Source organism: Motilimonas cestriensis (assembly GCF_021295315.1).
Taxonomy (GTDB): domain Bacteria; phylum Pseudomonadota; class Gammaproteobacteria; order Enterobacterales; family CBDFNC01; genus Motilimonas; species Motilimonas cestriensis.
The window spans coordinates 71,657-84,375 of the sequence record NZ_JAIMJA010000014.1 but is presented as its reverse complement, the minus strand read 5'-3'; the positions used below and the strand labels follow the sequence as shown (position 1 = coordinate 84,375).

The window sequence follows — 12,719 nt, the reverse complement described above, 5'->3', positions numbered from 1 at the left end:
TAATACGGCGCCATCTGCGGTCACCATCACCACGCCAATTGAAGGCGATGGCGTGGTGAGTGCAGCGGAAGATAATGATGTATTAATTCAAGGCACAGGCGCAGAGTCGGGTGCTATGGTGACCGTTGATATTGGCGGGGTGAGCACCACGACCACCGCTGATGGCAGTGGCAACTGGACCCTAGCAGGCTCTGAGCTGGATATCAGTGCGCTAAATAATGGCAGCTTAACCGTGTCGGCCACGCAAACTGATGCAGCAGGTAATACCTCGAGTGCTGCTACCAGCGCGATCACGTTAGATAATACGGCGCCAAGTGCGCTAGCCATCACCACACCAATTGAAGGCGATGGCATTGTTAATGGGGCGGAAGATGCAGATGTATTAATCCAAGGCTCGGGCGCTGAATCGGGTGCAACAGTGACTGTTGATATTGGCGGTGTGAATACCACCACCACCGCTGATGGCACTGGTGCTTGGACCATAGCTGGCAATGAGCTGGATATCAGTGCGCTAAATAACGGCGCTTTAACCGTTAGCGTGACGCAAACTGATAGTGTCGGTAATGTTTCAGCAGCGGCGACACAAGGTATCACGCTGGATAACACCAGCCCAACAGGTGTGACTGCTGCGATCACTCAAACCTTTATTAATCGCGATAATGAGGCTGCGCTTGCCTTTACTTTAAGCGGCCTTGAAGGTAGTGGCTCATTCACCTATCAAATTAGCGATGGTACCAATGCTGTTTCAGGCGCCGCAACATCTATTACTGGTGCAACGGCTGACGTTTCTGGTGTCAACGTGACTAGCCTAAATGAAGGCACATTGACACTAACGGTCACCATCCAAGATACAGCAGGAAATACCGCCAGCAATATCACTGCCACTGTGTTAAAGCGGTATAATGTTGCGCCTGTTTTATCAGGTGCACCTTCGACAATGGTGGATGAAGATGCTGCTTATAGCTTTACGCCGACATTAACAGATACCGATACCAGTGATACCCATACCTTTAGTATTACCAATAAACCAAGCTGGGCTACGTTTGATAGCGCAACAGGTAAACTATCGGGTACGCCAACGGATCAAGATGTTGGAATCACTGAAAATATCAGTATTAAAGTTTCTGATGGTATTGAAGACAGCCAGCCTATTACCTTTAACCTCGCTGTGACCAATACCAATGATGCTCCAACCGCTCAAGACTTATCGTTTAATTTAGATGAAGGAGGCTTGTTAACCAAAGCAGCAGCTGACGGTGTGTTAAAAAGCGCACTTGATGATGATCTCGACAGTGGCGATTCATTAACAGCAACGCTAGTGGCCAAGCCGCAATACGGCACACTGACCTTAAATGCGGATGGTAGCTTTAGTTATCAGCACGATGGCAGCGAAAATCATGGGGACAGCTTTACTTATCAAGTTCAAGATGTTGCTGGTGCGCAATCTGCGGTGCGCACGGTGACTCTGACAGTGGCCGCGCTAGAAGAAGCGCCGGTCGCCGTGGCGGATACCGCAACAACCAATGAAGACACTGCCGTCACCTTTAGTTTGGTGGCTAATGACAGCGATGCAGAAAACAATATGGTGGTCGCATCGGCTGCGATTGTTGACCAACCAACTAAAGGTGTGGTCAGTATAAACAACGGCATTGTGACTTATACGCCAAACGCCAATGTAAATGGCAGCGACAGCTTTACCTATACAGTAAAAGATGCCGCCGGGCTGACCTCGAACCCAGCAACGGTGTCAATGACCATCACGGCGGTGAATGATGCGCCAGTTGCGGCGAACTTGACTGCCGCGGTCGATGAAGATGTTGCGACCAATGCGCTCGCCATCAGAGCGAGTGCCACAGATGTTGAAGATATCAAGCCGCAAGGCAATATTGCCATAGTGACTAACCCCGCTAAAGGTGAAGTGAGCATAAACCAAACCGATGGCACCTTGGTATACACGCCTACAGCGAATGAAAGTGGCAGCGATTCATTTACTTACACGATTTTAGATGCAGATGGACTAGTATCTAATACCGCCACAGTGACGGTGAATATTGGAGCCATCAACGACCGCCCCATTGCTACTAATGATGCTGTGACAACGGATGAGGATACGCAAGTATCACTGGCTATTTTAGCCAATGATACCGACCTTGAAGATACACAGTTCACTGGCACTAACATTACCTTGGAAGATAAAGGTGATGGCAAAGGTCACTTTAGCTTTGCCACGGTCACGGTCAATGATGATGGCTCGTTATTGATAGCGCCGAAGCAAGATGTAAATGGCTCTCATAGCTTTAGTTACACCTTAACCGATAGTGAGGGCTTAGCGTCATTACCCGCCTCGGTTAGCGTGAACATCAATGCGATAAATGACGCTCCAGTAGCCGTTGATAATACCGCGCAATTGCTTGAAGAGGGCGTGTTTGAAGTTAACGTACTCGGTAATGATAGCGATGTGGATGTTGGCGATAGCTTAGATGTGAGCAGCGTTAAAGTGGTTACTGAGCCAAGTCATGGTCAAGTTAACGTGACGACGACTGGTGCGATAGTCTACACCGCCAATGCAAATTACTTTGGGGATGATAGCTTCACTTATACCGTGAGCGATAGTCATGGTCTGGTGTCGAATGAAGCGACGGTGAAGCTTACTGTGGCACCCGTTAACGATGCACCACAAGGCGTGGCACAAAGCGTATCGGTGTTAGAGGATGCCAGTGTCGTGGTGACCCTAACAGGGCAAGACATTGATAATGACAGTTTGAGTTATCAAATAGTCGATGATGTGAGTCATGGTACTTTAGTGCAGCAGAATGAGACTCAGTGGCTATATACGCCAGCACTCAATTATCACGGCGCCGACAGTTTTAGTTTTGTTGTGAATGATGGAGAGGTCGACTCTGCCTTAACAGCAGTCTCATTAACCGTCACGGCGGTAAATGATGCGCCAATCGCACAAAGCCAAATGGTAACGGGACAAGAAGATATGCCAGTTAGCTTCCAGTTAACGGGTACGGATGTTGAACAGCAAAACCTGACGTTTGCATTAAGCTCCCAAGCACAACATGGGACCGTGACCTTAAATGGCAATAAAGGTATCTATCAAGGTAATCAAGACTACTTTGGTAGCGATAGCTTTACGTATAAGGTGAATGATGGTGAGTCTGACTCTGAGTTAGCGACAGTGTCTATCAGTCTGAGCCCAGTAAACGATGCCCCTACTATTAGTGGTACGCCGCTCTCTGCGGTTGATGAAGGGCAAGCTTATCAGTTTGCTCCAGTAGCGACAGATCTTGACCAAGATAAGCTGACCTATAGCGTATTAGGCTTACCTAAGTGGGCTTCGTTTAATAGTGCATCGGGTGCTTTAAGCGGGACACCAACACGCGCCGACATCGGTCTTTATGAAGGCATTACCATTAGCGTCTCAGATGGCAGCGAGCGAGTTTCACTGCCCGCGTTCTCTATTCGGGTCAACTTTGTTAACAATGCGCCCATTGCGCGTGATATGCAGTTAACGACCAATGAAGATGAAACAGTAACGGCGCTTGCGGATGTACAAGATGTGGACGGCCAACCCCTGAGTATTGCAATAGTGCAACAGCCAGCCTTGGGCACTGTTGAGGTACAAGGTAACGTGTTCGTCTATACGCCAACAGACAATGTATTTGGTCAAGATAGCTTTACCTATAAAGTCAGTGACGGCACCGCGGAGACGCAACCAGCTACTGTTAGTATTAATGTGCTCTCGGTAAATGACCTGCCTCAAGCGAATAACGATATATTTGAGTTGAATTACGATGACAGCTTACGTTATGAGCTGGATGTACTTGCCAATGATACCGATGGCGATGGTGAGCCACTCACTATCACTTCTGCGCAAGCGTCAGTAGGTAGCGTTGCGATCGCTAATGGTAAGCTCATTTACCAAGCTCAGGCGAGTACGCAGGGCGAGGTTAAATTGACTTACCGTATTCAAGACAAGGCGCAAGCCAGCAGTCAAGGAACGGTCAGTTTACGCTTTGTCGGTGGTGCTAATGCCGCGCCTACTATTGAGATACCGCAAGATGTACGGGTTAATGCAACGGGATTATTTACCAAAGTCGACTTAGGCGTTGCCAAAGCGAAAGACGCGCAAGGCAATGTGCTGCCTGTTTCGTTAGTAAATAACACCACCTTATTTGCCCCCGGTAAGCAGTTAGTGCATTGGCAAGCAACCGATAATCAAGGTAGGCAAGTCATTGCGACTCAAGGGGTTGAGGTTGACCCGTTGATTTCGCTGCAAAAAGATACACAAGTGATTGAAGGGTCAAGCATTACCGTTAAGGTTTACTTAAATGGTCCGGCGCCAAGTTATCCTGTGACGGTGCCTTATACCGTGCTGGGCACCGCTGATAGTAGCGATCATGATTTAACCGACGGTGAAATCATCATCACGAAAGGATTGGTAGGCGAGGTAACCTTTAATGTGTTTGACGACGCTGTCGCAGAGGGCACCGAGACCATTCAACTGCAATTACTTGATGGCATTAACCTTGGCGCGAAGTCGACGATGACGATCAGCATTGTTGAAGAAAATGTGGCGCCGAAACTACAAGTGGCGGTCACACAAGATGGTCAAACGCGACACTTAGTGGTTGCCAATGAACAGTTAGTGACGTTGACCGCGACGGCAACGGACATCAATATTGCTGACCGTGTAGCATTAAGCTTTAGCGCGCAAGAGCCGCTTATTGTTGATGTCAGTAATCAACAAGGTGTCATGATGTTCTCGCCGGCGCAGTTACCCGTTGGCATTTATAAAATCGCAGTAACAGCGACCGATGATGGCGAGCCAAGCTTGAGCTCTCGCAGTGATGTTTACATTGAGGTGGTCACGAGTTTAGCCACGCTAACCGAGCAAGACTCTGATGGCGACCTGATCCCCGATGATAAAGAGGGACACGGTGATTCCGACAAAGACGGTATTCCTGATTATCTCGATTCGATTAATGAATGTAATGTGCTGCAAGAGCAGGTTGGTGATGCAACGCAATTCTTAGTTGAAGGTGAACCTGGGGGCTGTTTGAGAAAAGGTGCATCGGTGGCGCAAAACCAAACAGGCGGAGCGCAATTACTCGCAAGTGAAACGCCAGTTGATGAAGCCGCGCAGAACACCGGCGGTATATTCGACTTTATCATCACTGAGCTGCCACAAGCGGGTGATGCGATGAGAGTGGTATTGCCGCAACGATTGCCGATCCCTGCCAATGCGGTTTACCGTAAGTATCTCTCTGGCCAGTGGCGCGATTTTGTGATCACCGCTGAAGATCGGGTGTTCTCATCGCAAGGTGAGGCAGGCTATTGTCCACCTCCGGGTGATGCTGCTTGGGCCGAAGGGTTGACCGAAGGTCATTGGTGTGTGCAATTGCAAATTGTCGATGGTGGCCCTAATGATGATGATGGGGTGGTTAACAGCGCTATTGTTGACCCCGGTGGCGTGGCGATTATGAAAACAAGTAATAGTTTGCCACTGGCGCAAGCCGATGCCGTCAACGTCGCAGCTGGCGATTCCATCACCATTGATGTGCTGGCAAATGATTCAGATGCCGATGGTGATGCCTTAAATATTACCAGTGCAACCGTTGATTTTGGCTCGGTGAGTATTGTGAGTAACCAGTTACTTTATGTTCCTGCAACCAATTTTGTTGGCCGAGCCACCATTCAATATGGCATCTCAGATCAACAAGGCGGCACGGCGAGCAACACCGTTACAATTGACGTGGTGGTTAATAATCCACCTGTAGCCAATGCGGATACTGCCGCGACCACAGACCAAAGCAGTATTGTGATTGACGTGCTCAGTAACGACACCGATATTGAAGGTGGCGTGTTGTCAGTGTTGAGCGCTTCAGCGGTGCAAGGGCAAGTGAGTGTGGGCGCTGATGGTTCACTGACTTACCAGCCTAAACAGGGTTTTGAAGGTGTTGATACCATCACTTACATCGTTCAAGATGCCCTTGGCGCAAGGGCTCAGGGAGAGGTGAAAGTAACAGTGACCGCGAAGAAAGCGGTCATTATTGAGAATACATCTTCAGGTGGCGGTAGCATTGGCTTTGTGGTGCTTGGGCTAATGCTCGCTGCAATGGTGATGCGCCGTAACAAAGTTGCTTTACCCTGTTGTCTAGTCATTAGCGCCTCTCTGGTGATTACACCACCGGCTAAAGCGAGTGACTGGTCGATGGATGTGACGCTGGGGTACGCCAGCGCATCTGGCATCACGTCGTCACCGAACGACGCCAATGTGCAAAAGGTAACAGCAGATAAAGACCACTTTAGCTGGTCGGCGGGGCTTTATTACCATGTGACTCCTCAGTGGCAAGTTGGCGTGAGGTATATCGACTTGGGCAAAGCGACATCGACTTATCAAGGTAGCAGTTTGTCGCCTGAGCAAGCGCAACAAAAATTTGCCCAATCTGTGGCTATTTTACCGCAAGGGGGCGCGCTGCAACTTGGCTATCAATTGCCGAAGTGGGGCAAAGTGCAAGCTAAGGTGTTTGCTGGCGCGTTAGATTACCGCTATGAAATAAAGTCGAGGCTCAATGGCGGCAATACGTTACGCCATAAAAGCCATCATACGGCTGCGTACGCAGGCACAGAGTTAAGTTATCCAATGACTGAAAACATGGCAGTGGCCATCAGTTATAGCTACTACAACTTGAAGGAAAACGATGTAAATGAGTTTGCTTTTGGGGTTAAGTATTTGTTTTAAATGTAGGAGCAGAAGCTATTCTGCGATATAGGTAAGCCATGTCGCCCCATCACTGGGGCTACTTGGCGATATTGAAAACCATATCGCGCCATGACTGGCGCTCCTAACATTCCCTCGCGACTTTTATTCCACTAACAAACACGCCACTTGATGACTATCATCGCCTGTTAATTGCGGCTTCAACTCACTGCATTGCGGCTGGGCCTGTGGGCAGCGGGTGCGAAACACACAGCCTGATGGTGGGTTGATGGGTGAGGGTAAATCGCCCGGCAATAATGCGATGGTTTTATTGCGCTCTTTATCGGGGTCGGGCAGGGGCACGGCCGACATGAGCGCGTGAGTATAGGGATGTTTAGGGTTACTAAACAGCTCATCTGAGGTGGCCAGCTCCACTTCATTGCCTAAATACATCACCAACACGCGATCGGAAATATGTTTCACCACCGATAAATCATGGGCGATAAAGATCAGCGACAAGCCCATTTCTTTTTGCAACGACTTGAGTAGGTTAACCACTTGCGCTTGAATCGAGACATCTAGTGCCGACACTGGCTCATCACAAATCACCAGCTTTGGCTCTAAGATCAGCGCTCGTGCAATACCGATACGTTGACACTGACCACCGGAAAACTCGTGAGGATAGCGGTTAATTACGTTAGGCAGTAAACCCACCTTGTCCATCATCAATTTCACTTTGGCGCGCACTTCTGTTTTGCTTAGCTGCGGAAAGAAAGTTTGCAATGGCTCGGCAATGATATCGCCGACTGTCATGCGAGGGTTGAGTGAAGCCAGCGGATCTTGGAAGATCATTTGAATATCTTGGCGCACTGCGCGTAGCTCAGATTCACTGTGACTGGTGAGATCTTGCCCCATCCAAACGATGCTGCCAGCACAAGATTTCACTAAACCGATAATGGCGCGGGCAAAGGTAGATTTGCCGCAGCCTGACTCGCCTACCACGCCTAAGGTTTCGCCCTCGTAAAGCTTAATGGATACGCCATCAACGGCTTTTAACTGAGCTGGTGGGGTCCAGGGCCAGCCGCCTTTTTGTTTGATGGCAAATTGTACTTTTAAGTCCTGTATTTCTAGGATGGCGTTTGACGCCTGATTGACTTGTTTCATGCTTCACTCCCAGAAACGGTGGCAATAGCTGCCGGTGGATTAAAACAGGCGCGTTGGCGACCAGCTTCAAATTCGGCTAAGGCGGGCGCACTTTGCTGACATTGCTCGGTAACAAATTCACAGCGTTGCTGGAATGGGCAGCCCACTGGTAAGCGCAGTAAGTTAGGTGGGTTACCGGGAATAGTTGGCAGTATTTCGCCTTCGGTGTCCAGGCGCGGAATCGCTTTGAGCAAACCTTGGGTATACGGGTGAGTAGGGCGATAGAAAATATCGCGCACGCTGCCGTATTCCATGGTGCGCCCGGCGTACATCACTAATACTGAATCACAAATGCCAGCTACCACGCCTAAGTCATGAGTGATCATGATAATAGAAGTGCCAAAGTCGTCTTTTAACTCGTTCAGCAGTGACATGATTTGCGCCTGTACCGTCACATCAAGTGCGGTGGTCGGCTCATCGGCAATCAGCAATTTAGGCTGGCATAGCAACGCCATGGCAATCATTACGCGCTGGCGCATACCGCCAGAAAACTCATGAGGGTACATTGCCATGCGTTTGTGCGCTTCCGGCATTTTAACCGCATCGAGCATGCGCACGCTGTGATTAAAGGCATCTTGTTTACTCATGCCTTTATGCTTGATCAGCACTTCCATTAGCTGAGTACCCACTTTCATGTAGGGGTTCAGTGAGGTCATGGGATCTTGGAAGATCATGGCAATTTGCTCGGCGCGAATGTTGTTGAGTTGCTTTTCTGGCAAGTTAAGAACTTCTTGGCCTTCAAATTTGGCACTGCCGCTGATGGTGCCGTTTTTCGCCAATAAACCCATTAAGGCAAAGGCGGTTTGGCTTTTGCCTGAGCCAGACTCACCAACGATACCTAAGGTTTGGCCTTTATCTAGGCTAAAGTTGAGTTTGTTTACCGCGACAACGCTGCCTTCAGGGGTGGCAAATTGTACTTCTAAGTCTTTTACATCTAATAGTTTCATGCTGGCTCCTTAGCGGTCTTTCGGGTCTAAGGCGTCACGTAAACCGTCGCCGACAAAGTTAAAGCAGAACAAGGTAGTCACCATGAATCCAGCGGGAAACAGCAGTTGCCATAAGGCAATTTCCATTGATTGTGAGCCCTCGTTGAGCAGCGCGCCCCAACTGGTCATGGGCTCTTGTACACCAAGGCCAAGGAAACTTAAGAAAGATTCAAATAAGATCATGCTGGGCACCAGTAAGGTGGCGTAAACCACTACGATACCTAATACGTTAGGCACGATATGGCGGGTGATGATCTTCCATTTGCTGACGCCGCAAACGTGTGCCGCTTCAATGAACTCTTTGCGTTTTAAACTTAAGGTTTGCCCGCGCACAATACGCGCCATATCGAGCCAAGATACTGCGCCAATGGCGAGGAAAATTAGCAAGATGTTTCGACCGAAAAAGGTCACCAGTAGGATCACAAAAAACATAAACGGAAACGAGTATAAAATTTCCAGCAAGCGCATCATTAACTGATCGACTCTGCCACCAAGAAAGCCTGAGGTCGCACCATACAAGGTGCCAATGAGCATGGCAACGACGGCGCCCAGTAGTCCCACCATGAGCGATATTTGCCCGCCCATTAAGGTGCGCACAAACAAATCACGGCCTAGGCTATCGGTGCCAAAGTAGTGGCCAGTTTCAATACTCGGTGCCACGTGCATGGCCGACCAGTCGGTGTCATCAAAGGCATATTCACTTAAATGCGGGCCAATGATCACCAACAAGGTAATGCAAGTTAAAATAATCAGGCTGACCATCGCCGCCTTATTACGAAAGAAGCGGCGGCGCGCGTCTTGCCATAGGCTACGCCCTTCAATTTCTAAATTCTCCGCCGCGCTTTCTATTGCCTGGCGTTTTTCTTTGGTAACGAACATATTAATACTCCAAGGCTAGTAACGGATTTTCGGATCTATCACTGCGTACAGGATATCGACGATGGCGTTAAAGGTAATGGTTAATGCACCAACCAAAATGGTGAGGCCTAATACCATGGAGTAATCACGATTCAGTGCGCCGTTAACAAATAGTTGGCCGATGCCGGGTAGACCAAAAATGGTTTCAATCACCACTGAGCCGGTGATAATGCCGACAAACGCAGGACCTAAATAAGACACTACAGGTAAAATTGCAGGGCGCAGAGCATGATGAATAACGATGTAGGACATGGACAAACCTTTAGCGCGCGCGGTGCGGATAAAGTTAGAGCCCATCACTTCAATCATACTGCCGCGCATAATGCGGGCAATTGATGAAATGTAGTGCATCATCATGCCAATCACCGGCAGTACCATAAATTGAACCGCGCCACCGTTCCAGCCACCCGCTGGCAGCCATTTTAAGCCGATAGAAAATATCAACACCAGTACGGGCGCGAGCACAAAGGAGGGGATAACGACCCCGACCATGGCCCCTGACATCAGAAAATAATCAAGCCAAGTGTTTTGCTTTAAGGCGGCGAGGGTGCCTAAACTGACGCCAAAAAAAACCGCCAGTACAAATGCGGTGGCGCCAATTTTGGCTGATACCGGCAGTGCTTGCGCCACCAGTTCGTTCACCGAGTAATCTTTGTATTTGAACGAAGGGCCTAAGTCACCTTGTACTAGATGTTTTAGGTAATTGAAATACTGCTCAATAACCGGCTTGTCGAGGCCGTATTTCGCTTCGATATTTGCCTTTACTTTAGGCGGCAATGAACGCTCACTTGAAAACGGGTTACCCGGTGCAAAGCGCATCAAAAAGAATGATACGGTAATAAGCACTAATAGAGTCGGGATCGCTTCCAGTAAACGTTTAAAAATAAACTTAGTCATCGGATGGTTTCCATTGCTGACGATCAAGCCACCACTCAAGTTAACTTGAGTGGTGGTTTTTATAGGCGTGATTAGTGTTTGATGAGGTACATGTCTTTGCTGTACAGGTTATCCAGTGGGTTGTTTGGATAACCGCCCAAGTAAGGCTTGACCAAACGAGCTGTAACATACTGGTAAATAGGTGCGACAGGCATGTCTTTACTTAAGATAGCTTCTGCTTGTTGGTAGTCATTAGCACGCTTGGCTGGATCAGTGGTAATACGGCTGTCTGCCATTAACTTATCATAGGCTGGGCTATTGTATTTACCGTCGTTATTGCCGTTGTCACTTTCCAGCAAGCTCAACATTGACGAGGCTTCATTGTAGTCGGCAATCCAACCGGCACGAGCAACGCTGAAATTACCTTGTTTTTTTGAATCGAGGTAGGTCTTCCACTCTTGATTTTCAAGTTTGGCTTCTACGCCGAGGCCTTTTTTCCACATAGATGATACTGCAATGGCAATCTTCTTGTGGTTTTCACTGGTGTTGTAGAGCAGATCAAACTTAAGCGGGTTGTCTTTGTTGTAACCCGCCTCTGCTAATAATGCCTTGGCCTTTGCTACGCGCTCTTTTTGGCTGAGTCCGGCCCATTCTTGCGGCGCAGGTTCAAAGCCATCGACAATTTCAGGGGTAAATGAATAGGCGGGTGTTTGCCCCTGTCCTAACACAAAGTTGGCAATGGCTTCACGGTTAATGGTGTAAGACAGTGCGGTGCGCACGCGTACATCATCAAAAGGTTTTTGTTTGGTGTTAAATTGGTAGTAGTAAGTGCCCACATAGCCCGTTACTTTAACGGATTCTGGGTATTCTTTTTTCAGGCGTTTGAAGTGCTCAATGGGCATTTCGTAAGTCATGTGAATTTCATCAGCTAAAAAGCGATTCATTTCAGCGTTTTGCGATTGCAGTGGTAAATAGCTTACCTTGTTGATCACTGTGCTAGCGTTGTCCCAATATTGTTCATTACGTGACAAGACAATGCGCTCGTTCACGGTCCAAGTATCGAGCTTGTAAGCGCCATTACTGACCATGTTGCCTGGACGGGTCCATTTGTCACCAAATTTCTCGACGCTGGCTTTATGCACTGGATTGGTAGAAGTGTGGTAAAGCATAGAAACAAAGTATGGCAAAGGCTTGTCTAGTTCAATAACCAATGTGTTGTCATCTTTGGCTGTGACTGCGAGTTGTTCTGTCGCAGTGGTACCATTAATAATAGCTTTGGCATTTTTGATGGTGGCTTTCTCAAAGTACCAAGCATAAGGAGAAGCTGTTTCGGGGTTTACCGCACGTTTAAACGCATATTCAAAATCGTGCGCGGTCACTGGATCGCCATTTGACCATTTAGCACCTTGGCGCATATGAAAGGTGTAAACCTTATTATCTGTGGTTTCCCAGCTTTCAGCTGCAGCAGGTAAGGTTTCACCGTTAGGGCCTGATGTGACTAAGCCTTCAAATAAGTCACGTAATACGTTGGCTTCTGGCACACCTTCAGTTTTGTGTGGGTCGAGGGTGGCGACTTCAGCGCCATTGCCTTTTACCAGTTCTTGTACTGCTGCGAGTTCTACTCCAGCTGGCACCTCGGCGGCAAATACTTGAGCGTTTAAGGCACATGTGGCTAATACTGATAATGAGATTAAAGATAGTTTCCGTTTCATTGGTCTCTCCATGAGATCGCGGTCACATTCAGCGCGCTGATTAACTAGTTGTATAGTTTGGTAATATTCGGCTGAAGTGCATAATTATATGTATGTGTTTGCATTTCGAAGAGGAATATTTCAATAAACTCTTCGCTTGTAGGTTAATTTACAAAACTAAACCCGTGGAACACAAATGTTATTAAACTAAATAGCACCTTAGATGATCGCGATCAAACAGCCTTGAGTTGAGGCGCAGCTCTCAGACTGATTTCGCTAATCTTCAAGCTTATTCTCAATTACATGGAAAATGTGTTTACAGTTGAAATTGACGGT

The 12,719-nt window shown here is 48.2% G+C and carries 6 protein-coding genes and 1 pseudogene; 2 read left to right on the top strand and 5 right to left on the bottom strand.

The features are described 5' to 3' along the window. Positions 1 to 3,463: pseudogene (locus tag K6Y31_RS22515) on the top strand (Ig-like domain-containing protein); the annotation flags it as partial. Next, the gene (locus K6Y31_RS22510) at positions 3,452 to 6,751 is read left to right on the top strand and encodes an Ig-like domain-containing protein (protein ID WP_427901905.1); all 3,300 of its coding nucleotides are present in this window, start codon (positions 3,452 to 3,454) and stop codon (positions 6,749 to 6,751) included. The pseudogene K6Y31_RS22515 and the gene K6Y31_RS22510, both read left to right, overlap by 12 nt. A 123-nt stretch (positions 6,752 to 6,874) precedes the next feature. Here the strand turns inward: K6Y31_RS22510 and oppF are convergent, their stop codons facing one another. The 5 genes from oppF to K6Y31_RS14140 form a co-directional block, all read right to left on the bottom strand. Beyond that, on the bottom strand, positions 6,875 to 7,873 hold the full coding sequence (gene oppF / locus K6Y31_RS14160; RefSeq protein ID WP_233053612.1) for a murein tripeptide/oligopeptide ABC transporter ATP binding protein OppF: 999 nt from the start codon (positions 7,871 to 7,873) through the stop codon (positions 6,875 to 6,877). Then, on the bottom strand, positions 7,870 to 8,859 hold the full coding sequence (gene oppD / locus K6Y31_RS14155) for an ABC transporter ATP-binding protein (RefSeq protein ID WP_233053611.1): 990 nt from the start codon (positions 8,857 to 8,859) through the stop codon (positions 7,870 to 7,872). Before oppD ends, oppF begins: the two co-directional genes overlap by 4 nt. A gap of 9 nt (positions 8,860 to 8,868) precedes the next feature. Then, positions 8,869 to 9,777 carry an oligopeptide ABC transporter permease OppC gene (oppC, locus tag K6Y31_RS14150; protein ID WP_233053610.1) on the bottom strand — a complete coding sequence of 303 codons (909 nt, stop codon included), beginning with the start codon at positions 9,775 to 9,777 and terminating at the stop codon, positions 8,869 to 8,871. A gap of 15 nt (positions 9,778 to 9,792) precedes the next feature. Next, positions 9,793 to 10,713, bottom strand: coding sequence for an oligopeptide ABC transporter permease OppB (oppB, locus tag K6Y31_RS14145; RefSeq protein WP_233053609.1), 921 nt, complete (start codon positions 10,711 to 10,713; stop codon positions 9,793 to 9,795). A gap of 71 nt (positions 10,714 to 10,784) precedes the next feature. Further along, positions 10,785 to 12,404 (bottom strand): ABC transporter substrate-binding protein, encoded by a 1,620-nt coding sequence (locus K6Y31_RS14140; RefSeq protein ID WP_233053608.1) that lies wholly within the window; start codon positions 12,402 to 12,404, stop codon positions 10,785 to 10,787. Positions 12,405 to 12,719 lie beyond the last annotated feature (315 nt).

Excerpts from the sequence above, each read along its gene's own strand:
- oppD (WP_233053611.1), bottom strand. The coding sequence starts at position 8,859 with ATGAAACTATTAGATGTAAAAGACTTAGAAGTACAATTTGCCACCCCT.
- oppF (WP_233053612.1), bottom strand. The coding sequence starts at position 7,873 with ATGAAACAAGTCAATCAGGCGTCAAACGCCATCCTAGAAATACAGGAC.
- K6Y31_RS14140 (WP_233053608.1), bottom strand. The coding sequence starts at position 12,404 with ATGAAACGGAAACTATCTTTAATCTCATTATCAGTATTAGCCACATGT.
- oppC (WP_233053610.1), bottom strand. The coding sequence starts at position 9,777 with ATGTTCGTTACCAAAGAAAAACGCCAGGCAATAGAAAGCGCGGCGGAG.
- oppB (WP_233053609.1), bottom strand. The coding sequence starts at position 10,713 with ATGACTAAGTTTATTTTTAAACGTTTACTGGAAGCGATCCCGACTCTA.